We start from the raw sequence: 22,383 nt of genomic DNA, 5'->3' as shown, positions 1-22,383 counted from the left end.
AGGAGCCTGCATGTCGTTTTCCCTACTTACTGACTGGCGCGACCGCCTGACCCATCGCCGGGTGTGGGCGCTGGCGGCGCCGATGATTTTGTCCAATATTTCCGTGCCGCTGGTGGCGCTGGTCGACAGCACTGTCATCGGCCACTTGCCTCACGCGCATCAGTTGGGCGCCGTGGCCGTGGGCGCCAGCCTGTATGTGTTTCTGGCCTGGATGATGGGCTTTCTGCGCATGGGCACCACGGGCTTCGCCGCCCAGGCGGCCGGGCGGGGCGATGGCACGGCGCTGCGCCAGATCCTGTTGCAGGGGTTGCTGCTCAGTGTGCTGCTCTCACTGTTTTTAGGGGCCATCGCACTGCCGTTCAGCACCCTGACCCTGACCGTGATGCAGCCCTCTCCCGAGTTGCACCAACTGACGCTGGATTTCTTCTATACCCGCCTGTTTGGCCTGCCCGGCGCGCTGGCCACCTATGCGCTGGTGGGCTGGTTTCTGGGCACGCAAAACGCACGGGCCCCGCTGGGGATTTTGCTCACCACCAACCTGGTGAATATCGCGCTCAATCTCTGGTTTGTCCTGGGGTTGGACTGGGGGGTGGTCGGGTCCGCCCGTGCCTCGGTGATTGCCGAGTGGAGCGGCGCACTGCTCGGGCTGTGGCTGACACGCGGTGCGCTGCGGCGGTTTCCGGGCCGGGTGATGTGGCAGGCGTTACGCGTATGGCAGAACTGGAAGCCGCTGCTGGGGGTCAACCGCGACATTTTTATCCGCAGCCTGATGCTGCAATCGGTGTTTTTCCTCATCACCCTGCAAGGTGCGCGCCTGGGCGACGCCACCGTGGCCGCCAATGCGCTGCTGCTCAACGGGTTGCTGCTGGCGGCCCATGCGCTGGACGGCCTGGCCCATGCCGTGGAGGCCCTGTGCGGTCATGCCATTGGCGCACGGGACCGGACCGCCCTGCGCCGCTCGATGGTGGTGGCCAGTGGCTGGTCGCTGATCGCCAGCGCAGGTTTTGCGGTGTTGTTCCTGTTCGGCGGGCATCTGTTTATCGAGATGCAGACCGACATCCCGAGTGTGCGCGAAACCGCTTTTCACTACGTGCCGTACCTGGCGCTGCTGCCCCTGATTGCCGTCTGGAGTTACCTGTTGGACGGGCTGTTTATCGGCGCCACCCGCGCGCGCGAAATGCGCAACGCCATGGTCATCAGCGTGATCGTCGCCCTGCCTGTCGCCTGGGCCATGCAACGCTTGGGCAACCACGGGCTGTGGATCAGTTTTCTGTTGTTCATGGTGCTGCGCAGCCTGACGCTGGCGGCCTATGCCTGGACGATGCAACGCAAGGACCAGTGGTTCAACCCCAACGCCTGAACTCGGAGTGATTGCGCGCACATAAAAAACGCCGCCCGAGGGCGGCGTTGTGTCTGGCTTCGAACGGCTTACGAAGACAGGTAGGACGAACGGGTCAGGCCCAGACGCAGGGCGTCGAGGTACTGGGTGCGCTCTTTGACGCTGATGTTGGCGCTGGCCACTTTGTCGCGGTAGTGGTTCATCAGCTCTTCAGGCGACAAGTGCACGTAGCGCAGCATGTCTTCGATGGTGTCGTGGGTCTCGATACCGGCGTGGTACACGCTGCCGTCCGCTTTCTGGTAAATGTTCACCGAGTCGGTATCACCGAACAGGTTGTGCATGTCACCCAGAATTTCCTGATAGGCGCCCACCAGGAAGATGCCCAGCAAGTAGTCTTCGCCTTCGTTGAGGCTGTGGACTGGCAGGCTGGTTTCGATGCTCTGCTCGTCGACGTATTGCTTGATCTTGCCGTCGGAGTCGCAGGTCAGGTCTTGCAGCACGGCGCGGCGCAGCGGCTCTTCGTTCAGGCGGTGCAACGGCAGGATCGGCAACACCTGGCCGATGGCCCACGTGTCCGGCAAGCTCTGGAACACCGAGAAGTTGCAGATGTACTTGTCGGCCAGCTTGTCGTTGAGTTCGTCCAGTACCTGACGGTGCGAACGCTGACGCGCCTTGAGCGAGTTGTGCAGGCGACGGCACACGGCGAAGTAGCACTGCTCGGCCAGGGCTTTTTCAGCTAGGCTGATCTTGCCATCGGCGTATTGGGCAGCCACGTCACTCATGTAGTGGGTGGCACGCCAGTAGGTTTCGGTGACCATCTCGATGTCGGTCGGGCCCAGCAGGTCGATCAGCCACTGCACGGTTTCGGGCAGGCTTTCTTTGTTCTCGATCACCGGCACGTCGTCGTTGTGCTTCTCGACGTCGGTCACCTGCACCACCAGCATGGCGTGGTGCGCGGTCAACGAGCGGCCGCTCTCGGAGAAAATATGCGGGTGCGGCAGGCTCTGCGCATCGCAGAACTCTTTGAGCATGCCCACCACCACACCGGCGTAATCGTCCATGTCGTAGTTGATCGAGCTGGCGTTGCGCGAGTGCGTGCCGTCGTAGTCCACGCCCAGACCGCCGCCCACGTCGATGTGGTCAACCGGCAAGCCGAGGTTGCGCAGTTCGCCGTAGTAGCGAATCGCCTCTTTGAAGCCGTGCTGGTAGTCGGCCAGGTTGGCGATCTGCGAACCCATGTGGAAGTGCAGCAGGCGGATGCCTTGATCCAGACCGGCCGCGCGAAAACGCTCGACCACCGACAGCAACTGCGCCGCCGACAGACCGAACTTGGATTTCTCGCCACCGGTGTCTGCCCATTTGCTCGATGCCAGGGACGACAGGCGCACGCGCAGGCCGACCTGCGGCTTGACCTTGAGCGATGCCGCTTCTTCGATGACCAGATCCACTTCGGATTCTTTTTCGATCACGATGAACACGTTATGGCCCAGCTTCTGGCCCATCAGCGCCAGACGAATGAACTCGCGGTCCTTGTAACCGTTGCAGACGATGGTGCCGCCTTTGGGGGCCAGCGCCAGCACGGCCAGCAGCTCAGGCTTGGAACCGGCTTCAAGGCCGATCGACACGTCCTGGGTGGCGATGATGTTCTCAATCACGGCCTCTTGCTGGTTAACCTTGATCGGGTACAGCGCGGTGTACTTGCTCTGGTATTCCAGACGCTCGATGTTGGCATCGAACGCGCCGGTCAGCTGGCGTACACGGTCTTGCAGGATATCGGGAAAGCGCACCAGTAACGGCAAGGACAGACCGCTGCTTTTGCGCAACTCGTCAACTTGCTCGTACAGGTCGATGGGCGAACTGTTCGGGCCGTTCGGACGTACTTCTACGCGACCGGCTTCATTGATCGCGAAATACCCGGCCCCCCAATGGCGGATCCCATAAACGCTGCGGCTGTCCGCAACTGTCCATTGGCTGCCATCGTCTTTGCGTGTGCGTCGTACGGACATCGAAGTCCCCTATATATAAGTCAAATAGCCCAACCTGAAACCAGGCTGGCGCAGTCTAAGGCGTGAAAGTGACGATTCGTCTGTGCAAGGTAGACCCTGGCAACAGCGCGGAGTTTAGAAACCCGTCATAACAGGCTCTGTGAAAACCATGGCCAAGCCCTCACTGTCAGCCCGACAGGGCAACAGGCGCGCTCAACGGTGGTTTTCACAGAGGCTGCTAGCCGCCGGACTTTTTGGCCTTGAACCCCTGCTTGACCAGTTCGGCCAGCAGCAGGTCGACGTGATCGCCCTGGATCTCGATGATGCCGTCTTTCAACGCGCCACCGGTGCCACAGCGTTTTTTCAACGTGGTGGCCAGCTCCTTGAGCGCGTCTTCAGCCAGCGGCACACCGGTGATGGTGGTCACGGTCTTGCCGCCGCGGCCTTTGCTTTCGCGACGCACGCGGGCAATGCCGTCACCTTCGGGGAGGCGGGTCTGTTTGCAGGTACAGGCGTCCACCGGCTGGCGACAGTCCGGACAGTGACGACCTGCGTCGGTGGAAAATACCAGGCCACCAAGGGCGGCGAAGGATGCGGCTTTTTTGGCCACCGGCAATCCTCTAGATGGAGGACAAAAAATTGGCCGGTGCAAGGCGCGGGAGCGCCATGGGATACCGACCGCGAAGCCCCACTCTGGCAGGGGCAGCGCAACTCAGGCGGGAATGCCGCTTGAGCTTGAAAAAGGTCGCGCAGTGTAACGGCAAATTCGCCAGTGCCCAAGAGCCAATCGGCGCAAATGTTGTGTATCGCTCGGGGTCGCTGACGAGGAAGGCGACTGCGTTCAGACGCTGTCGAGATAACGCTTGAGCGCCGCCAGTGAATCCGGGCAATACGGCTGGGTTTGACTCAAACGCAAGGCCTGCGCCACGGGCATGAAGCACGCTTGCTGGACCTCTTCGGGCTGCACGTGCAACGGTCCGTCCCACACCGCCGAGAACACGGCGCACCACAGGTGGTTGTCCGGGCAGTCAAAGTAAAAGCGTTCATGGGCCGTCAACGGGACGTCGCTGACCCCAAGCTCTTCGTACAACTCGCGGGCTGCCGACTCGGCATAGGTTTCATCTACCCCGACCATGCCGCCTGCCGCCACATCCCAGTAACCCGGGTACAGCGCCTTGCTCATCGTGCGCTGATGCACGCACAGCTCGCCGGATGAGTTGAACAACAAAATGAAGGTGCCCCGCCCGATTCCCCCCCGTTCACGCAGCTCGGCACGGGGCAAACTGCCCAGCAGCCGGTCTTCGCGATCGACCCAAGCGACTTGCTCGGCGTCAGAGGCCGCGCGGTGGGCGGCCTCCCGGGGTGAAATGGCCATCACTTAACCTTGTGAAAGCAATTGACGAAGGTCCATGACCGCCGCGTTGGCGCGGGAAATGTAGTTGGCCATGACCAGTGAGTGGTTGGCGAGCATGCCATAGCCGCTGCCATTGAGGATCATCGGGCTCCAGACCGGCTCTTGAGCGGCCTCCAGCTCACGAATGATCTGGCGAACACTGACGGTTGCGTTCTTTTTGGCCAGCACGTCCGCGAAGTCGACTTCGATGGCACGCAACAGATGCGACAAGGCCCAGGCCTGACCGCGCGCTTCATAGAACACGTTGTCAATTTGCATCCACGGGGTTTCGACGACTTCTTCGTCAACCACCGGCACCTGACCCGGTTGCAGGGATTCGGTTTTCAGCGCGCTATTGAGTTTGACCCGGCCCACGCTGGCCGACAGACGCTGCGACAGCGAACCCAGACGCGTACCCACGTCACCCAGCCAGTTGTTCAAGTTGTCGGCACGGGCGTAAAACAGGGCGTTTTTCTGATTAGGGTCAGACAGGCGAGCCTGGTAGCGGCTCAGGGAATTGATGCCTTCCTGATACTCAGACTCGCTGGACGGCAGCATCCAGCTCTTGTTGTCGAAGTTGAAACGCGGCTCGGCCTTGGCCAGATCCGCGTCTTCAGCCGACTGCGACTGGGAGCGGGCAAAGTCTTTGCGCAGGGCACGGGTCAGGTCGCGCACCTGCACCAGAACGCCGTATTCCCAGCTCGGAATGTTGTCGAGCACAAGGCCCGGCGGGAAGCGGTCATTGGACAGGTAACCGCCCGGCTTGTTGAGCAGCGTGCCGGCCACGGTTTTCAGGGTTTCGACGGTGGTGAAGCCCGGCACCATTTGCTTGCCGTCACGCTCGGCAGCCTGCTGGGCATTTTGCTGCACCGGGAACAGATCCGGCTCCTGACTCCAGTACCAGCCGAGCCCCAGGCACACCAGCACATACACACCCACCAGGGTGGCAATGGAGCGGCTCAGCAAGATACTTTTGAAATAGCCACGCGGCTCTGTCCTGGTCTCCTTGACCGACTCGCGGGCACTGCCCTCACGTTTTTTCCAGTCCAGCATGGCTATATCCTTTCGATTACTGAATTCAACGGTTCGACCACAACCCTAACCCATCGTGCCTTATATGCCTGTTTTTAATCGCCTGCCGGTTGATCTGCAACAAGGCGCTGGCAACAGGCGGCGGCCACTATAAACCACGCTCGCGCCCCTCACAGAAGGATCTCAACGCCTAAATGTAACCGGCCAACGTTAATTTCGTGTGAGGGCTCGTGCATTTCCAAAGAGCTGCTAGCATAGAGCCACTAGTCGAACCTCAGCATGCCCCACTCACGAAGCAGTCTGGATATGACCGAGCAAGAAGACCCGAACCGCGAGCGCATCAAGAACCACTTTGCCCAGCGGGTCATCCATCAGGCACGTCAAATTCTTGAGATCTGGCAACGTTTACAGGGCAATGAATGGGCCCCCTCAGACCTCGCGGAACTCAGCGACGCCAACCTGCGCCTGCTGCGGTTTGCCGCACGCTTCGAGCAGCCCGAGCATTCGCAACTGGCCCGCGCCATCAGCCAGGCCTTGCAGCAGGTCGAGGCCAACCGCGGGCGCCTGAGCAGTACGTTGATTACAGAACTCAACCGCCTGATGCAGCGCTTGTCGCGTACCGGTCTGCGCCACGGCGACCAGCTGGATCACACCTTTCTGCCACCGCTGCGCAAGCCGGTGTATATCCTGCTTCAGGACCATGACCGGGCCGAGCGACTGGCCAAGCAACTGGATTTTTTCGGCCTGGGCGCGCAATCGCTGCCCAGCGTGAATGCCTTTCGCAGCGCCATGGCCGAACGCCTGCCCTGCGCGATCGTGATGGACGTGGATTTCAGTGGCACCAGCAATGGCCTGCTGCTGGCCGCCGAAGCGCAGGAGGGGCTGGAGCAAAAATTGCCGCTGCTGTTTTTCAGCCTGCATGAAACCGACACCCCCACCCGACTGGCCGCCGTGCGCGCGGGCGGGCAGGAGTTCCTGACCGGCACCCTCGAAGCCTCCAGCCTGATGGAGAAAATCGAGGTACTGACCTGCGTCGCGCAGTACGAACCGTACAAAGTGCTGATCATTGATGACTCCCGGGCGCAGGCATTGCACACCGAACGGCTGCTCAACAGCGCCGGGATCGTGACCCGCACCCTGATCGAGCCGATTCAGGCCATGGCCGAACTGGCCGACTTCCAGCCCGACCTGATCATCCTCGACATGTACATGCCCGCCTGCACCGGCACCGAGCTGGCCAAGGTGATCCGCCACAATGATCGCTACGTCAGCGTGCCGATCATTTACCTGTCGGCCGAAGATGACCTGGACAAGCAACTGGACGCCATGAGCGAAGGCGGCGACGACTTCCTGACCAAACCAATCAAACCCCGGCACCTGATTACCACCGTGCGCAACCGCGCCGCCCGGGCACGGCACTTAAAGGCGCGGATGGTGCGCGACAGCCTGACCGGCCTGTACAACCACACGCATATTCTGCAACTGCTCGAAGACTGCACCTTCCGCGCCCGCCGCGAAAGTCGCTCGCTGAGCTTTGCCATGATCGACATTGACCATTTCAAGCGGGTCAACGACTCCTACGGCCACCCCATGGGCGACCGGGTGATCAAAAGCCTGGCGCTGTTCCTCAAACAGCGTCTGCGCAAGACCGATTTCATCGGGCGCTATGGCGGCGAAGAGTTTGCCATTGTGATGCCTGACACCGATCAGGAAGCGGCCCACGCGGTGTTGAACACCATCCGCGAGCGCTTCTCGGAGATTCATTACCCGGCCCAGCCCACCGATTTATGCTGCACCTTCAGCGCGGGCGTGGTGGAACTCAAAGAGGGCACAGACGGCCTGATCATGGCGTCTCAGGCAGACGAAGCGCTGTACCGCGCCAAGCACAACGGGCGCAACCGGATCGAGCGCTTCCACCCGACAAGGCAAATTGCCACTATTTCGGTCAAATTGCCGAATCCCGTCACATCGCTGTAATGCACGTGCAATAACTTCAGCCGCTTCTCATTGCGTCGTAGGCAAAATCCCAGATGCGCCTGAAGCTGCTTACCAACCTCAACACCCTGTTGCTGATCGCCGTGTGCCTCGCCCTCGGCGCCACCTTGGCGTGGTCGCAACACGCGCTTGAACGGCCGTTTCAACTGATGGAACGCTACTTGAGCCTGTCCCAGCAGTTCCAGAACCAAGTGGCGCGCAATATTGAAGATTACCTGGCCAGTGGCGACGCCCTGCGCCTGAGCGATGCCACGACCGCGCTCAACACGCTGAAAGCCGAACTGACCCCGCTCCCGGTTGCGCTGACCGAGGCCTTGCGCCCCAGCCTCGAACGCCTGAGCACATACAGTGGCAACGAACTGCTGGCCGCCGGCAAACTGGCCGGTGACCCGCAAGCGTTGCTGTTGCAGGCCGAACGGGAGCTGGGCGCCACGCTGGAGCAACTCAGCCAGTATGCCAATCAAGCCAGCGGCCCCGACGCCCACGCCTATCTGGTGCCGCTGCTCAATGCCTCCCAACACTTGGCAAAACTCTCTTTAAGCCGCGACAAACTGGTCAGTAGCGGGCGCAGTGAGCTGGCGGCGGACGTGGCGCGCGAGCTGGACAACATGCGTGCGCAAGCGCAGACCATCGAGGCGCTGCCTTTGCTGGGGGTCAGCGCCAACAGCGCCTCGGCCAGTGACGATTTCGCGGCACTGATGGGCCTTGAGTCGGAACAGACGGGCGCGACCGAAGACGCTGGCATCCCCCTCAAACGTGAACTCAACAACCTGCTGAGCCGCTACCCCGCCGAGTTGCAACGCACCCGCAGCCAGATCGAACAGCGCGCTCAACTGGCTGACGCCACGCATGAAAAGCTGGGCGCAGTGCAACAAGCCATCGCCGGACTGGAGCCGGCAGTGCGCGCTGAACACGGGCAGATTCAAAGCGAAGTGCGGCTGATTCAGGGCGCGATGATTGGCCTGATTCTGCTGATCGCACTGCTGATCGACACGTTGCAGCGCAGACTGGCCAACGTGTTGACCCGCCTGGTGCCGATGCTGTCGACCTGGGCACAAGGGGATTTCAGCCGCGACATTCAGTTGGGCAAAACCAATCGCGAACTGCACGACATTCAGGCCTCGCTCAATCGCCTGCGCAATTACTTGGTCAATCTTGTGGGCACCTTGCGCGTCAACGCCGAACAGGTGGCCGGCAGCAGTGAGGCGCTGGCCGAGGTGAGCAACGGTTTGCACAGCGGCGCCGAGCGGCAGGCAGGCGATACGGCGCAAATCCGCGACGCCCTGGGCGAATTGGAAGCGACCATTTCGCAAGTGGCAGGCGACGCCAGTCAGGCGGCCGATGCCAGCCGCAGTGCCGGGGTGGCGGTTGCCCAAGGCCAACGAGTCATTGGCCAAAGTTTGACCGGGCTGCATGCACTGGTGGGTGAAGTGCAAGGCAACGCGCAAATGATCGAGCAACTGGCCGAAGAGTCGGCCACCATCGGTGGCGTGCTGACGGTGATTCGCGCCATCGCCGATCAGACCAACTTACTGGCGCTCAACGCCGCCATTGAAGCGGCCCGTGCCGGTGAAATGGGACGCGGGTTTGCAGTGGTCGCCGAAGAGGTGCGCACGCTTGCCCAACGTACAGCAGGGGCGACCGGCGAAATTCAAACCCTGATCGGCGGGCTGCAAACGGCCGCGCGCCAGTCCGTCGAAGGCATGCGCGCCCAAGTTGTACATGCCCGGGACACCGCCCGGCAGGCGCAAGCCGCCGATGGCGCGCTGGATGAAATCGTCGGGGCGATAGCCACCATCTCCGACACCGCCATCCGCATTGCCGACGTCACCGCTCAACAAAGCGGCGCGGTCAGTGAAATACGTGATCACAGTGAACGCATTCATCAGTTGGGTGACGACAATTTGCAACGCATTAGCCAGGGTCGCCAGCAAGGTGAGCGCTTACTGGTGTTGGGGAGCGAGTTGAATGCCGCGGTGCAGGCGTTTCGGGTGTGATGCCGGGCGCGCGGATGGTTGCGATACCGCCGCTCCCCGTGAACGGTCAGCCCCGCTCGGCACAGCGTTTCTCACTCCGCTATCATGCGCGCACGTTTGATTAGCGAGATCACTATGCGCCGCCTGTTTTTGCTTTTGTGTTTACTCGTCGCCGTGCCCGCCATGGGCGCGGGACTGTTGGACAACCGCCCCAGCGCTACGCTGGGCGCCGTGAATAACAGCCGCGATTTTCTGCCGGTCAGCGAGGCGTTCAAGCTCAACCTGATCGAAAGCACGCCCACGAACATCAAGCTGCGTTTTGTGCCGACCGACGGTTACTACCTGTACCAGCACCGCTTTGCGTTCAAAACCGACCCCGCCGATATCACCTTGGGCCCGGTGCAACTGCCGCCCGGCGAACCCAAGCATGATGAGTACTTTGGCGATGTGCAGGTGTATCACGGCATTGTCGACGTGGACGTGCCGCGCCCGGCCGATGCTCAACGCGCCTTCACGCTTGTCGTGACCTATCAGGGCTGCGCCGACAAGGGCTTGTGCTACCCGCCCGAAACCGTGCGCCTGAACATCGAAGGCACGCCCGCCGCGTCAGTTGACACGTCAAGCGCGCCCGCCAGTGCCTGGAGCTGGCGTGAACTGGCGATCTTTTTCCTTGCGGGCCTGGGCCTGACCTTTACCCCGTGCGTACTGCCGATGCTGCCGATTCTGTCGGGCGTGGTGCTGCGCGGCCAAGTGGGCGGCTGGCGCGGTTTCAGCCTGTCGCTGGCTTACGTGTTGCCCATGGCGGCCTGTTTTGCCCTGCTCGGCGCCCTGATGGGCCTGTTCGGTGCGCAGCTCAACCTGCAAGCGCGCCTGCAATCGGCGTGGGTTCTGGTGCCGTTCGCGCTGTTTTTTGCGGTGTTTGCACTGGCGATGTTCGGGGTGTTTGAACTCAAACTGCCACGCGCCATCAGCAATCGCCTGGACCGTGTGGCCAATAACACTCAAGGCGGCTCGCTGTGGGGCGCGGCGGTGCTGGGCGTGGTGTCCAGCTTGCTGGTTTCGCCGTGCGTATCGGCGCCTCTGGCCGGTGCGTTGCTCTACATCAGCGCCAGCGGCGATGCGCTGGGCGGCGGCCTGAAGCTGCTGGTGCTAGGGCTCGGCATGGGCACCCCGCTGGTGCTGGTGGCGACGGGCGGGGCGGCGTGGCTGCCCAAAAGCGGCCCGTGGCTGGTGACCGTGAAAAACACCATCGGCGTGTTGTTGCTGGGGTTGGCGGTGGGCCTGCTCAGCCGGGTGCTGCCGGGCCCGGCCACCCTGCTGTTGATCGGTTTTCTGGCGGCCGGGGTCAGCCTGTTTCTGGGCACGCTGGAGTTTGCTTTTAAATCGCCGCGCCAGCGCCTGGCGCAACTGCTGGGCCTGTTCCTGCTGGTGTATGCGCTCTTTTGCTGGTACGGCGCCTTGAGCGGGCAAGGCGATCCGCTCAAACCTTTGGCGAGCCCCGCGCCTGTCACCCTCGGCGAGCGTGCCGACACCACCACCCGCCAATGGCAGACCGTCAACACCCCGGCCCAACTGGACGCGGCGCTGGCCGAGGCAAAGGCCGCAGGGCAGCCGGTGTTGCTGGATTGGTACGCCGACTGGTGCATCAGCTGCAAAGTCATCGAACATGAGGTGTTGAACAACCCGCGCGTGCTGGATCTGCTCAGCGGTTATCGGCTGGTGCGTTTTGACATCACGGCCAGTAACCCCGAGCAACGTGCCCTGCTCGACCGATATCAATTATTCGGCCCACCGGCGCTGATGTTCTTTGGCAAAAATGGCAGCGAAATCAGTGACCAACGGGTCATCGGCGAGATCAATGCCGCGGACTTCGCCGAACGTGTCGCTAACGCAAATGACCAGATTTAAAGCCTGAGTCACAAACTTTGCGTGAACATCGGGCATCGTGCTGGCTATTGCAGGTAACTGGACAGCGTTTACGCTTTTCGGCATAGTCGCCCCGCACTGACATAACAAGGAAAAGCAGATGGCGACCTTTCTGGTGCTGCACGGCCCCAACCTGAACCTGCTAGGCACCCGCGAGCCGGGCGTCTACGGCGCCACAACGCTGGCGCAGATCAATCAGGATCTCGAACAACGGGCCCGCGAGGCCGGTCACCATTTGCTCTACCTGCAAAGCAATGCCGAGTATGAATTGATCGATCGCATCCATGCCGCACGCGATGAAGGCGTGGATTTTATTTTGATCAACCCGGCTGCTTTTACCCACACCAGCGTGGCATTACGTGACGCGCTGCTGGCGGTGAGCATCCCATTCATCGAAGTGCATTTGTCCAACGTGCACAAACGCGAACCTTTCCGCCATCACTCCTACTTCTCCGACGTTGCGGTAGGTGTGATCTGCGGCCTTGGCGCCAGCGGTTATCGACTGGCCCTGGAGGCCGCCCTGGAACAGCTTGAACTACAAGCTAAACGCCCCTGACCGACCCACTGGGAGTTGACGATTCATGGATATCCGTAAAGTTAAGAAACTGATCGAATTGCTGGAAGAGTCCGGCATCGACGAGCTGGAAATTAAAGAAGGCGAAGAGTCCGTACGCATCAGCCGTCACAGCAAGACTCCTGCTCAGCAGTTCTACGCACCGGCTCCAATGCAAGCGCCGGCTGCCGCTGCTCCTGTTGCCGCGACCCCGGTAGCCACCGTAGTTGACGCACCGGCTGCGCCAACACTGAACGGTTTTGTGGTCAAGTCGCCAATGGTCGGTACGTTCTACCGCACCCCGTCGCCTACTTCGCCAGCATTCGTTGAAGTGGGCCAGACCGTTAAGGTCGGCGACACCATCTGCATCGTGGAAGCGATGAAAATGATGAACCACATCCAGGCTGAAAAAGCCGGTGTTATTGAATCCATCCTGGTAGAAAACGGTCAGCCGGTTGAGTTCGACCAACCGCTGTTCACCATCGTTTGAACCACGGGGAGCCAACGATGTTGAAGCCTCAGAAGCTGGAAAAAGTTCTCATCGCCAACCGCGGCGAGATCGCCTTGCGCATCCTGCGGGCGTGCAAGGAACTGGGCATCAAGACCGTCGCGGTGTACTCCACTGCTGACAAGGAACTGATGCACCTGGGCCTGGCAGACGAAACCGTTTGCATCGGTCCGGCACCAGCCAACCTGTCTTACCTGCACATCCCGGCCATCATCGCGGCAGCCGAAGTGACCGGCGCCACGGCGATCCACCCGGGCTACGGCTTCCTGGCGGAAAACGCCGATTTTGCCGAGCAGGTCGAGAAATCCGGTTTTGCGTTCATCGGCCCGAAAGCTGACACCATCCGCCTGATGGGCGACAAGGTGTCGGCCAAGCACGCCATGATCGCGGCGGGCGTTCCCACGGTGCCAGGCTCCGACGGCCCGCTGCCCGAAGACCCTGAAACCGCCTTGCGCATTGGCCGCGAAGTCGGCTACCCGGTGATCATCAAGGCCGCTGGCGGCGGCGGTGGTCGCGGCATGCGCGTGGTCAACCGTGAAGAAGACCTGATCGAAGCCGCCAAGCAAACCCGTGAAGAAGCGGGCGCCTGGTTCAGCAACCCGATGGTCTACCTCGAAAAATACCTGACCAACCCGCGTCACGTGGAAGTTCAGGTGCTTTCCGACGGCCAGGGCAACGCGATCCACCTGGGCGACCGCGACTGCTCGCTGCAGCGCCGTCACCAGAAAGTCCTGGAAGAAGCACCGGCGCCGGGCATCGACGAAACAGCCCGCCAGGAAGTACTGGCACGCTGCGTTCAAGCCTGTATCGATATCAACTACCGGGGTGCAGGCACGTTCGAGTTCCTGTACGAAAACGGTCGTTTCTACTTCATCGAAATGAACACGCGCGTGCAGGTAGAGCACCCGGTATCCGAAATGGTCACCGGTATCGACATCCTTAAAGAGATGTTGAGCATTGCGGCAGGCAATAAGCTGTCTTTCACCCAGGATGACGTGAACATTCACGGCCACTCCCTGGAGTGCCGGATCAACGCGGAAGACCCTGCGACGTTCATGCCAAGCCCTGGCATGGTCAAGCACTTCCACGCGCCGGGCGGCAACGGCGTTCGCGTCGATTCGCACCTGTACAGCGGCTACAAGGTGCCGTCCAACTACGACTCCCTGATCGGCAAGCTGATCACCTGGGGCTCGACCCGTGACGAAGCCATGGCACGCATGCGCAATGCCCTGGACGAAATCGTGGTCGACGGGATCAAAACCAACATCCCGCTGCACCGCGACCTGGTGAATGACGAAGGCTTCTGCAAAGGCGGCGTCAACATTCACTACCTGGAACACAAACTGGCTAACCAGTAAGTTTGATTCCTGATCAACAAAGCCGCTTTCGAGCGGCTTTGTTGTGTCTGGGGCACCAGGTTTTTGGGTACCCGGCTACACGGTTGATTCAGGCCGTGTAGAAGCGATAGGTGGAGACATGGCTTTCATTGCTTGCGCCTTGTTTCGCCGAGGTGATCGCCGGTGCAATCCGGGAGGTTGGAGGCGATGATGATCAAACCGGCCATAACATAGCCAGAACCCTCCCCCCAACTAAGCCTGCCTCCCGCCGACTCCAGATCATAGATTTTTGTTTCTGAAATCAACTCGCCACTGCGGTTATCGAAAAGACGATAAAAACCTGGATAACCCCACCACGGAAACCACTCAGCCGGCTGATCTTCATTGGGGTCTGAACGCCTATGGAAGGTATCTGGCAAAAGCCAATAGGGCTTGAAACTCTGGATTCGATAACAGCCATCGGGACTGACGCTATCGGTCGCCAGTCGCGTAGCCCATCCTCTTTCCCACCAAATCGAAGCGGTCCATAACCCACCCGCAATGGTGATAAAGGCGACGAAAAAGGCGATGCGTCGCGAGCTGGACTTCATTGTTCGCGCCTCATTTTTTCGGGGACATCACCCGGGCAGTCGGGGAGGTTGAGATCCATGCGGATCATCCCAATCCACACATCGCCTGATCCATTCCCCCAGTCCAGTTGCCCGCCTGCTGACTCCGCATCATAGATTTCAGTTTCTGAGATCAGATCGCCATTTCGATGATCGTAAAGACGCAAAAAAGCTGGATACCCCCACCCGGCAAACCATTTTGGCGGCAGGTCCCCGAATGGATGGGGCATGGGATGCAAAAAATCAGGGAGCACCCAATAGGGTTTGAAACTATCAATTCGGTAACAGCCATTAGGGCTGATACTCGACTCACTGTCCCTGGTTGCCAATCCTCTTTCCCACCCGTTCGAAGCGGTCCATAACCCGCCCGCAATGGTGATATAGGCGACGAAAAAGGCTATCCGTCGTGAGGCTGGCTTCACACCCATCCCCCAAGATCAATGACTTGCCCAGATTTTTTCCAGAGTACATCTGAATAAATGATGAAGTCGCCGCCTTTGCCTGTTTTGTCACGATAGTCCCGAAAATCACCATTGGTGACAGCAGCAAAAGGACCATCCTTTATACGCAATACAACTTGACCAGGAAGGCTCAAGGTAAAAGCGGTCTCTGCCTTGGTCAGCACACGATCCTCTGTCCAAGTGCCCAGATATTGCAGACCATTGAAGTCGTAATGGTCGCGAATATAGAAACCTATCTGCTCTATATGAAAAAGATAACGGACTTGTTTGGTAACTGGATTTAACTCAGTAAATGCCTCTCCTACTACTCCGACTTTCAAAACGGCATTACCTAAGGCTCCGTACATGTCGTCGAGCGAACTCCATACGGCTCCAAATTTAACGAAATTAACTTGGGAAAAAGCATCCATTTGCAGGGCTGACATTGATCTCGAGCCCAACGCCTGAGCACCTTCACCTTCCCAACCAGCGTTCTTTAGCAGTGTCTGGAGTCTTTTAAGTGCATTTGGGGTCGCAAGAATAGACTCTGCCTCGTCAACAGCCTCACGACAGCGCTCATAACCCATGGCCCATTCCATTTTTACAATGCTCTCATCGCACTGCGCCGGTTTCAGACTGAGGGGGGCGGGTTGTGTTTTAAGCACTTTCCACGCCTCCGGCATCGCCCACGCCGGGCTGTCAAACCAGCGCTGCATTAAGGCCGCTGCCGTGTGCCAGCCCATCGCGCGCATGGCGCCGGGCAAGCGGCTCAGGGCAAGGCTCTGGACGACCACTGTTTTGGCCGGTGTATGGGTGGGGCTGTAGGTGCGCGAGCTGGCTTGCGGCAGTTGATACAAGGCTTGCGGGCCTGTGGCGTTGGTACGCTGGAAATCATTCAAGGACATGCTGCTTACTCCATAACCGGTGACGGGGCGTTGATGGCGATGCCCAATGGTTCAGGGCTGACGCTGGCGCAAGAGCAGGTGTGGCCTTGTGCATCGAGTGTGCCGTAGCCCATACAGTGGTCGTTTTGCAGCACGGCATATCCCAGTTGCCTCAGGGGCAGGCCATGTTGATTGAGCCATTGGAAACGCTCGTCGCACGTTGTGCTGAAGGTGGCGGGCATGGGTTGTGGCCCGGCGGTCAAGCCGCTATTAAATGCCGGGGCTGAATCGGTGACATAAGAATGCACAGTCACAGAGGCAATCAGCTCGGCCTGGCAAGGGCAACCGCTGCGGCTGTCCAGCGTGCCAGCCACCCGCCGGCCATGGCTGATAAACCCCTCAACACCGCCGCAAATCGGGTAGGCCTTGCCGTCCTGCCCGCAACTGACCAAGTGGCCTTCGAGGGCGTGCTGCATGCCACTCCACGTAATGCCAGGGTCTGACTCGAGCACCTTTCCACCGCAGGTCGTTTTGTCGTCCAGACCAATAAAATAGCCCAAGGCCATAAGCCTCTCCTATTGCATAGCCCCTAAGGGAGCACGGCTGAGAACCATGAAGCCCAGTCATTGAATGAAAGAACCTCATACACAGTAATCAGGAAGAGAGTGCTCAGATTGGCGATCACGGTATGTAGGACGTGTCCATAAACGCCATCAGCCCAATATCGAATTCCTGCGCGAATGGCCTTGCCCACCCGCCTACAGATGGCCTGCCATAGCAGGGAGGCCTGCGCTCGCGTAAACTGGCGCGCTTCTCGCAGCCCGCTGGCTGCACATTCCTATTTTTCAAAGGTGCCCGCCATGCCTTGGCTGCAAGTACGCCTCGCCATCAGCCCGGAACAAGCCGAAACCTACGAAGACGCGTTCCTCGAAGTCGGTGCTGTTTCGGTCACATTCATGGATGCCGAAGACCAGCCGATCTTCGAACCCGAGCTCAACACCACCCCGCTGTGGTCGCACACCCATTTGCTGGCACTGTTCGAAGGCGGCACTGAAGCCGAACTCGTCCTGTCCCATCTGGAGCTGCTGACCGGCGCACCACTGCCTGAACATCACGCAGAAGTGATCGAAGACCAGGACTGGGAACGCAGCTGGATGGACAACTTCGAGCCGATGCGTTTTGGTCAGCGCCTGTGGATTGTTCCAAGCTGGCACGCCGCGCCGCAACCCGAAGCCGTGAACCTGCTGCTCGATCCGGGCCTGGCATTCGGCACCGGTACTCACCCGACCACCGCGCTGTGCCTTGAATGGCTCGACGGTCAGGACCTGAAAAACTGCGACGTACTGGACTTCGGCTGCGGCTCGGGCATTTTGGCCATCGCCGCGCTGCTCCTTGGCGCCAAACAGGCCGTCGGCACGGACATCGACGTGCAAGCGCTGGAAGCGTCCCGCGATAACGCTGGCCGTAACAACATCGCTGAAGAACTGTTCCCGCTCTACTTGCCAGAAGACCTGCCGCAGGTTCAGGCAGACGTACTGGTGGCCAACATTCTGGCTGGCCCGCTGGTCGCACTGGCGCCGCAACTGTCGAGCCTGGTCAAACCGGGCGGCCGTCTGGCGCTCTCCGGCATCCTGGCCGAACAAGGCGAGGACGTGGCAGCCGCCTATGCGCACGACTTTGATCTGGACCCGATCGCTAACCGCGATGGCTGGGTGCGCATCAGTGGTCGTCGGCGCTAGAATGCACGCCTGTCTAATCCGGGTGGCCGCATGAGCGATAGCTTCGTAACACAGTGCCCACATTGCCAAACCAGCTTCCGCGTCAACCATTCTCAATTGAGCATGGCCCGCGGCGTGGTGCGCTGTGGCGCTTGCCTGCAAGTGTTCAATGCTGCGCAGCAACTGCTTAACAAGAGCGCTGAAAAGGAACAGCAACCCGTCGTTGCTGCACCGGCAGCCGAGCCCCAACCGACCGAGCCACCTGCCGCGCCTGAGCCCATCAGCCAGAAGCAATGGCAGGCTGCCGAGCTGGACCTCGACCATCTGGATCTGGACAAGGAGCTGGCCCGACTCGAGGAGCTGGAGATCCAGCCCAGCAAAAGCTTCGGCCAGCCTTCCGCCACCCGGCAAGACACACTGAGCGCACGCCGCGACAGCGATGACGGCGAAGAACGTCAGTGGTCAGACAGCCTGTTCAGCGATTCGGCCGCCGAGCGTGCCGAGGCTATCGAGGCCGAGCCTGAGCGCCTTGAACCTGCTGACTCGGGCCGCACCGAGCCGTCGCTGTCCCTGGACCTCGACGATCCGGATGACACGCCCCCGCTTCAGCTGTCGCTGGATAAAGAGCCGGAACCGCCACTGATGCATCTGTCCGCCGTGGATGATGGCGATGACGACGAGCCATTGGCGCCGCCCCTCGTCACCAAGGACAAACGCAAACGCCACGAACCGGGTGTGCGCGAAGAAGTGCTGCAAAATCTGGTCGACGACCCGCTGCACCTCGACTGGCAAAAGCGCCGTACCCCCTGGGGCAAGCGCCTGCTGTGGTTCGTGCTGGTGTTAGCGGCCGCTGTCGCGCTGGGCGCCCAATACATTGCCTACCACTTTGAAGAACTGGCTCGCCAGGACCAGTACCGGCCGATTTTCCAGCAACTGTGCCCGACCCTCGGCTGCACGGTGCCCTCCAAGGTCGACATTGATCGGATCAAAAGCAGCAATCTGGTGGTGCGCAGTCACCCCGAGTTTGCCGGAGCCCTGGTGGTCGATGCGATCCTCTACAACCGCGCACCGTTTTCGCAACCGTTCCCTTTGCTGGAACTGCGCTTTGCAGACCTCAACGGAAAAATGATTGCCAGTCGTCGCTTCAAACCCGGCGAGTACCTGAGCGGGGAGATGGCCGGCAAGGCTGAAATGCCGCCTCAAACCCCGATCCACGTTGCACTGGATATTCTGGATCCGGGCCCAAAAGCGGTGAATTACAGCTTGAGTTTCCATTCTCCGGAATGAAAATCCCGGCTTTTTTGCCCGAACGCGTAAGCGGCCACTGAACAGCGACCTGCTTTTGGCGCCTTGACAGGCGGCTCAGGCATTGGCGCGCTGTTCAATTTTTATCCAATTGCGTCTTTATCCGGTCATCGAGAGCGGGTATCATGCCAACCCTTTTTCGAACTCCCAAGATCCGGCCCCACAACAGGGAAGTCCTATGTCGGCGGTACGCATCGGCCCATATACATTGCACAACGGTTTGATCCTCGCCCCGATGGCGGGTGTCACCGACCAGCCCTTTCGTCAGCTTTGCCGGCGCATGGGTGCAGGCCTGGTTGTTTCGGAAATGGTCACCAGCGACATGAGTCTCTGGAACAGCCGTAAATCGCGCTTGCGCATGATTCACGACGGTGATCCCGAGCCTCGCTCGGTACAGATCGCCGGCGGGGATGCGCAGATGCTGGCAGACGCCGCCAGGGCCAACGTGGAGCTGGGCGCACAGATCATTGATATCAACATGGGGTGCCCGGCAAAAAAGGTCTGCAACAAGGCCGCCGGCTCCGCACTACTGAAAGACGAAGCATTGGTGAACGAGATCCTGCAGGCCGTCGTGGCTGCGGTTGATGTGCCGGTCACCTTGAAAATCCGTACCGGCTGGGACCGGGACAACAAAAACGGCCTGACCGTGGCAAAAATCGCCGAACAGGCCGGCATCACAGCACTGGCGGTTCATGGCAGAACCCGTGCCGACCTCTACACCGGTGAAGCCGAGTACGACACCATCGCCGCGATCAAGCAGGCGGTGTCGATTCCGGTCTTTGCCAACGGCGACATCGATTCACCCCACAAGGCCCGTCACGTCCTCGACGCGACCGGCGCAGATGGACTGTTGATAGGCAGGGCGGCTCAAGGGCGGCCCTGGATTTTCCGCGAAGTGGATCATTTTCTGCGTACCGGGCAGCTATTGCCGGCACCGGAGATGAGCGAAGTGGAACGTATTCTGCTAGAGCATCTGGCCGCATTGCATGCCTTCTATGGGGAGGTGTTGGGCGTTCGCATTGCCCGCAAGCATGTCGGCTGGTATCTCGCAACCTTGCCGGGCGCCAAGGAGTTTCGCGCCCACTTCAATCGTTTAGAAGATACGGAAGCACAATGCGCCAACGTTCAGGCGTTTTTCGCCGAACGACACAAGAGCCTGGGGACAGGGGACGAAGGATGGGTGGCCGCATGACGATGATGACCGAGACATTAGTGAGTGGAACAACGCCCGTGAGCGACAACGTCAATTTGAAACAGCACCTCAATACGCCGAGCGAAGAAGGCCAGACCCTTCGCGGGAGTGTCGAAAAGGCGCTGCACAACTATTTCGCCCACCTGGAGGGCGCAGAAGTCACGGACGTGTACAACCTGGTTCTTTCCGAAGTCGAGGCCCCCTTGCTCGAATGCGTCATGAACTACGTCAAGGGCAACCAGACCAAGGCTTCCGAGATGCTGGGGCTCAACCGCGGCACCCTGCGCAAGAAACTCAAACAGTACGATCTGCTGTAAGCATTCAATCAAACCTGAAAGGCGTCCTCGTAAAACGGGCCGCCTTTTTTGCTGACTCCTTTGCTTTTGATGGAAATCGAGATGACCGATCAGACTACCCGCCTGCCGATCCGCCGCGCTCTAATCAGCGTTTCCGACAAAACCGGAATCCTTGATTTCGCCCGTGAACTGGAAGCCCTCGGCGTCGAGATCCTGTCCACTGGCGGTACGTTCAAGCTGCTGCAAGACAACGGCGTGGCCGCGGTTGAAGTCGCCGATTACACCGGCTTCGCGGAAATGATGGACGGCCGGGTAAAAACCCTGCACCCGAAAATCCACGGCGGCATCCTGGGCCGTCGCGGCATTGACGACGACATCATGAACGAGCACGGCATCAAGCCGATCGACTTGGTCGCGGTGAACCTCTACCCATTCGAAGCCACCATCAACAAGCCGGGTTGCGACCTGCCGACCGCCATCGAGAACATCGACATTGGCGGCCCGACCATGGTGCGTTCTGCGGCCAAAAACCACAAAGACGTCGCCATTGTGGTCAATGCCAGCGATTACGCCAATGTGCTGGAAAACCTCAAGGCCGGTGGCCTGACCTACGCCCAGCGTTTCGACCTGATGCTCAAGGCGTTTGAACACACTGCCGCCTACGACGGCATGATCGCCAACTACCTGGGCACCGTGAACCAGGCCGCCGAGACCCTGAGCACCGAAGATCGCGGTCAGTTCCCGCGCACCTTCAACAGCCAGTTCATCAAGGCACAAGAAATGCGCTACGGCGAGAACCCGCACCAGAAAGCGGCGTTCTACGTGGAAGCCAAACCGGCCGAAGTCAGCATCGCCACCGCCACCCAACTGCAGGGCAAGGAGCTGTCGTTCAACAACGTGGCCGATACCGACGCTGCGCTGGAGTGCGTGAAGAGCTTCGTCAAACCGGCTTGCGTGATCGTCAAGCACGCCAACCCGTGCGGCGTTGCGGTCAGCCCGGATGCCGAAGGCGGTATCCGCCAGGCTTACGAACTGGCCTACGCCACGGACACCGAGTCTGCGTTCGGCGGCATCATCGCCTTCAACCGCGAGCTGGACGCCGAAACGGCCAAAGCCATCGTTGAGCGCCAGTTCGTCGAGGTCATCATCGCCCCGTCCGTGAGCGAAGAAGCCCGCGCCATCGTGGCTGCCAAGGCCAACGTACGCCTGCTGGCCTGCGGCCAGTGGAGCGAGAACCGCGCCCCGGCGTGGGACTTCAAGCGTGTAAATGGCGGTCTGCTGGTTCAAAGCCGCGACATCGAGATGATCGGCAGCGAAGACCTGAAAGTCGTGACCCAACGCGCACCGACCGAACAAGAGATCCACGACCTGATCTTTGCCTGGAAAGTGGCCAAGTATGTGAAGTCCAATGCCATCGTCTACGCCAAGGGCCGCCAGACCATCGGCGTGGGCGCAGGCCAGATGAGCCGCGTCAACTCGGCCCGCATTGCCGCCATCAAGGCCGAGCACGCCGGTTTGCAGGTTCAGGGCGCGGTCATGGCCTCTGATGCATTCTTCCCGTTCCGTGACGGTATCGACAATGCAGCCAAGGCAGGCATTACTGCGGTGATCCAGCCAGGCGGCTCGATGCGCGACAACGAAGTGATTGCCGCGGCTGACGAAGCCGGCATTGCCATGGTGTTCACCGGCATGCGCCACTTCCGCCATTAATTAGGCGACGGCCACGCTGAAGCCAGTTTCTGCGGCGTGGGCCCGACCTCGATGATGCGTATTGCCAACCGGCAATGGCGCTCATCGAGCAAGACCCACGCCTGGCATCAACCGGCTTCAGTTCGGTCTCCTGAAGCGTGAAACGTTTTGGGCTCTCAATAGAATTCAGCGTCATCCGAGGTTTTT

General features: G+C 60.2%; 20 protein-coding genes. 12 read left to right on the top strand and 8 right to left on the bottom strand.

The genetic code is table 11. From position 1 onward, the window contains the following. Window positions 1-10: 10 nt before the first annotated feature. Complete coding sequence (locus V6F78_RS12070) at window positions 11-1,360, top strand: MATE family efflux transporter (RefSeq protein ID WP_332727323.1); 1,350 nt, start codon at window positions 11-13, stop codon at window positions 1,358-1,360. 68 nt (window positions 1,361-1,428) lie between these two features. Here V6F78_RS12070 and speA read toward each other — a convergent pair whose 3' ends face one another. The 4 genes from speA to V6F78_RS12050 form a co-directional block, all read right to left on the bottom strand. After that, window positions 1,429-3,345 carry an arginine decarboxylase gene (speA, locus tag V6F78_RS12065; protein ID WP_047291907.1) on the bottom strand — a complete coding sequence of 639 codons (1,917 nt, stop codon included), beginning with the start codon at window positions 3,343-3,345 and terminating at the stop codon, window positions 1,429-1,431. 217 nt (window positions 3,346-3,562) lie between these two features. Continuing rightward, on the bottom strand, window positions 3,563-3,934 hold the full coding sequence (locus V6F78_RS12060) for a translation initiation factor Sui1 (protein ID WP_047273222.1): 372 nt from the start codon (window positions 3,932-3,934) through the stop codon (window positions 3,563-3,565). Between the two features lie 231 nt (window positions 3,935-4,165). Beyond that, complete coding sequence (locus V6F78_RS12055; RefSeq protein ID WP_047291905.1) at window positions 4,166-4,699, bottom strand: NUDIX hydrolase; 534 nt, start codon at window positions 4,697-4,699, stop codon at window positions 4,166-4,168. A gap of 3 nt (window positions 4,700-4,702) precedes the next feature. Continuing rightward, the gene (locus V6F78_RS12050) at window positions 4,703-5,770 is read right to left on the bottom strand and encodes a DUF2333 family protein (protein WP_047273220.1); all 1,068 of its coding nucleotides are present in this window, start codon (window positions 5,768-5,770) and stop codon (window positions 4,703-4,705) included. 285 nt (window positions 5,771-6,055) lie between these two features. Between V6F78_RS12050 and V6F78_RS12045 the strand changes: the two genes are divergently transcribed. The 6 genes from V6F78_RS12045 to accC all read left to right on the top strand — a co-directional run bounded on the left by V6F78_RS12045 (window position 6,056) and on the right by accC (window position 14,065). After that, a complete protein-coding gene (locus tag V6F78_RS12045; protein WP_169858760.1) occupies window positions 6,056-7,726 on the top strand; it encodes a GGDEF domain-containing response regulator in 1,671 nt (556 codons plus the stop codon). A gap of 53 nt (window positions 7,727-7,779) precedes the next feature. Further along, on the top strand, window positions 7,780-9,741 hold the full coding sequence (locus V6F78_RS12040) for a methyl-accepting chemotaxis protein (RefSeq protein ID WP_314398808.1): 1,962 nt from the start codon (window positions 7,780-7,782) through the stop codon (window positions 9,739-9,741). A 114-nt stretch (window positions 9,742-9,855) separates the two neighbouring features. After that, complete coding sequence (locus V6F78_RS12035) at window positions 9,856-11,628, top strand: protein-disulfide reductase DsbD (RefSeq protein WP_332727318.1); 1,773 nt, start codon at window positions 9,856-9,858, stop codon at window positions 11,626-11,628. 118 nt (window positions 11,629-11,746) lie between these two features. Next, a complete protein-coding gene (gene aroQ, locus V6F78_RS12030; protein ID WP_019408789.1) occupies window positions 11,747-12,202 on the top strand; it encodes a type II 3-dehydroquinate dehydratase in 456 nt (151 codons plus the stop codon). Window positions 12,203-12,227: 25 nt separating this feature from the next. After that, complete coding sequence (accB, locus tag V6F78_RS12025; protein WP_047273216.1) at window positions 12,228-12,689, top strand: acetyl-CoA carboxylase biotin carboxyl carrier protein; 462 nt, start codon at window positions 12,228-12,230, stop codon at window positions 12,687-12,689. A 17-nt stretch (window positions 12,690-12,706) separates the two neighbouring features. Beyond that, window positions 12,707-14,065 carry an acetyl-CoA carboxylase biotin carboxylase subunit gene (gene accC, locus V6F78_RS12020; protein ID WP_047273215.1) on the top strand — a complete coding sequence of 453 codons (1,359 nt, stop codon included), beginning with the start codon at window positions 12,707-12,709 and terminating at the stop codon, window positions 14,063-14,065. Window positions 14,066-14,190: 125 nt separating this feature from the next. Here accC and V6F78_RS12015 read toward each other — a convergent pair whose 3' ends face one another. From V6F78_RS12015 to V6F78_RS12000, 4 genes are read right to left on the bottom strand one after another with little or no spacing between them, the layout of a single operon-like run. Beyond that, a complete protein-coding gene (locus V6F78_RS12015; RefSeq protein WP_094990119.1) occupies window positions 14,191-14,634 on the bottom strand; it encodes a hypothetical protein in 444 nt (147 codons plus the stop codon). After that, window positions 14,631-15,074, bottom strand: a complete 444-nt coding sequence (locus tag V6F78_RS12010; RefSeq protein ID WP_094990142.1) for a hypothetical protein — start codon at window positions 15,072-15,074, stop codon at window positions 14,631-14,633. Before V6F78_RS12010 ends, V6F78_RS12015 begins: the two co-directional genes overlap by 4 nt. Next, on the bottom strand, window positions 15,071-15,997 hold the full coding sequence (locus tag V6F78_RS12005) for a DUF6402 family protein (protein WP_094990118.1): 927 nt from the start codon (window positions 15,995-15,997) through the stop codon (window positions 15,071-15,073). Before V6F78_RS12005 ends, V6F78_RS12010 begins: the two co-directional genes overlap by 4 nt. A 5-nt stretch (window positions 15,998-16,002) precedes the next feature. Further along, window positions 16,003-16,542, bottom strand: a complete 540-nt coding sequence (locus V6F78_RS12000; RefSeq protein WP_094990117.1) for a PAAR domain-containing protein — start codon at window positions 16,540-16,542, stop codon at window positions 16,003-16,005. 294 nt (window positions 16,543-16,836) lie between these two features. On the opposite strand from V6F78_RS12000, the gene prmA reads away from it, so the two are divergent. The 5 genes from prmA to purH all read left to right on the top strand — a co-directional run bounded on the left by prmA (window position 16,837) and on the right by purH (window position 22,197). Then, window positions 16,837-17,715: a 50S ribosomal protein L11 methyltransferase gene (prmA, locus tag V6F78_RS11995; RefSeq protein ID WP_047273210.1), complete on the top strand. Its 879-nt coding sequence runs from the start codon at window positions 16,837-16,839 to the stop codon at window positions 17,713-17,715. Between the two features lie 30 nt (window positions 17,716-17,745). Then, the gene (locus V6F78_RS11990; RefSeq protein WP_169839985.1) at window positions 17,746-18,981 is read left to right on the top strand and encodes a DUF3426 domain-containing protein; all 1,236 of its coding nucleotides are present in this window, start codon (window positions 17,746-17,748) and stop codon (window positions 18,979-18,981) included. A gap of 196 nt (window positions 18,982-19,177) precedes the next feature. Further along, the gene (dusB, locus tag V6F78_RS11985) at window positions 19,178-20,191 is read left to right on the top strand and encodes a tRNA dihydrouridine synthase DusB (RefSeq protein ID WP_047273208.1); all 1,014 of its coding nucleotides are present in this window, start codon (window positions 19,178-19,180) and stop codon (window positions 20,189-20,191) included. Further along, a complete protein-coding gene (fis, locus tag V6F78_RS11980) occupies window positions 20,188-20,508 on the top strand; it encodes a DNA-binding transcriptional regulator Fis (protein ID WP_019408796.1) in 321 nt (106 codons plus the stop codon). Before dusB ends, fis begins: the two co-directional genes overlap by 4 nt. Window positions 20,509-20,589: 81 nt before the next feature. After that, window positions 20,590-22,197, top strand: a complete 1,608-nt coding sequence (gene purH / locus V6F78_RS11975; protein ID WP_047273207.1) for a bifunctional phosphoribosylaminoimidazolecarboxamide formyltransferase/IMP cyclohydrolase — start codon at window positions 20,590-20,592, stop codon at window positions 22,195-22,197. Window positions 22,198-22,383: the final 186 nt, after the last annotated feature.

The sequence above is a fragment of the Pseudomonas sp. ESBL9 genome, from assembly GCF_036668715.1.
GTDB lineage: Bacteria > Pseudomonadota > Gammaproteobacteria > Pseudomonadales > Pseudomonadaceae > Aquipseudomonas > Aquipseudomonas lundensis.
The sequence above is the reverse complement of the archived record's forward strand: the minus strand, read 5'-3'. Positions and strand labels throughout refer to the sequence as shown.

What these genes read in the sequence shown, in the direction of transcription:
- V6F78_RS12070 (WP_332727323.1), top strand. Translation starts at nt 11, where the DNA reads ATGTCGTTTTCCCTACTTACTGACTGGCGCGACCGCCTGACCCATCGC.
- speA (WP_047291907.1), bottom strand. Translation starts at nt 3,345, where the DNA reads ATGTCCGTACGACGCACACGCAAAGACGATGGCAGCCAATGGACAGTT.
- V6F78_RS12055 (WP_047291905.1), bottom strand. Translation starts at nt 4,699, where the DNA reads ATGGCCATTTCACCCCGGGAGGCCGCCCACCGCGCGGCCTCTGACGCC.
- V6F78_RS12050 (WP_047273220.1), bottom strand. Translation starts at nt 5,770, where the DNA reads ATGCTGGACTGGAAAAAACGTGAGGGCAGTGCCCGCGAGTCGGTCAAG.
- V6F78_RS12045 (WP_169858760.1), top strand. Translation starts at nt 6,056, where the DNA reads ATGACCGAGCAAGAAGACCCGAACCGCGAGCGCATCAAGAACCACTTT.
- V6F78_RS12040 (WP_314398808.1), top strand. Translation starts at nt 7,780, where the DNA reads ATGCGCCTGAAGCTGCTTACCAACCTCAACACCCTGTTGCTGATCGCC.
- V6F78_RS12035 (WP_332727318.1), top strand. Translation starts at nt 9,856, where the DNA reads ATGCGCCGCCTGTTTTTGCTTTTGTGTTTACTCGTCGCCGTGCCCGCC.
- aroQ (WP_019408789.1), top strand. Translation starts at nt 11,747, where the DNA reads ATGGCGACCTTTCTGGTGCTGCACGGCCCCAACCTGAACCTGCTAGGC.
- accB (WP_047273216.1), top strand. Translation starts at nt 12,228, where the DNA reads ATGGATATCCGTAAAGTTAAGAAACTGATCGAATTGCTGGAAGAGTCC.
- accC (WP_047273215.1), top strand. Translation starts at nt 12,707, where the DNA reads ATGTTGAAGCCTCAGAAGCTGGAAAAAGTTCTCATCGCCAACCGCGGC.
- V6F78_RS12015 (WP_094990119.1), bottom strand. Translation starts at nt 14,634, where the DNA reads ATGAAGTCCAGCTCGCGACGCATCGCCTTTTTCGTCGCCTTTATCACC.
- V6F78_RS12005 (WP_094990118.1), bottom strand. Translation starts at nt 15,997, where the DNA reads ATGTCCTTGAATGATTTCCAGCGTACCAACGCCACAGGCCCGCAAGCC.
- V6F78_RS12000 (WP_094990117.1), bottom strand. Translation starts at nt 16,542, where the DNA reads ATGGCCTTGGGCTATTTTATTGGTCTGGACGACAAAACGACCTGCGGT.
- prmA (WP_047273210.1), top strand. Translation starts at nt 16,837, where the DNA reads ATGCCTTGGCTGCAAGTACGCCTCGCCATCAGCCCGGAACAAGCCGAA.
- V6F78_RS11990 (WP_169839985.1), top strand. Translation starts at nt 17,746, where the DNA reads ATGAGCGATAGCTTCGTAACACAGTGCCCACATTGCCAAACCAGCTTC.
- dusB (WP_047273208.1), top strand. Translation starts at nt 19,178, where the DNA reads ATGTCGGCGGTACGCATCGGCCCATATACATTGCACAACGGTTTGATC.
- fis (WP_019408796.1), top strand. Translation starts at nt 20,188, where the DNA reads ATGACGATGATGACCGAGACATTAGTGAGTGGAACAACGCCCGTGAGC.
- purH (WP_047273207.1), top strand. Translation starts at nt 20,590, where the DNA reads ATGACCGATCAGACTACCCGCCTGCCGATCCGCCGCGCTCTAATCAGC.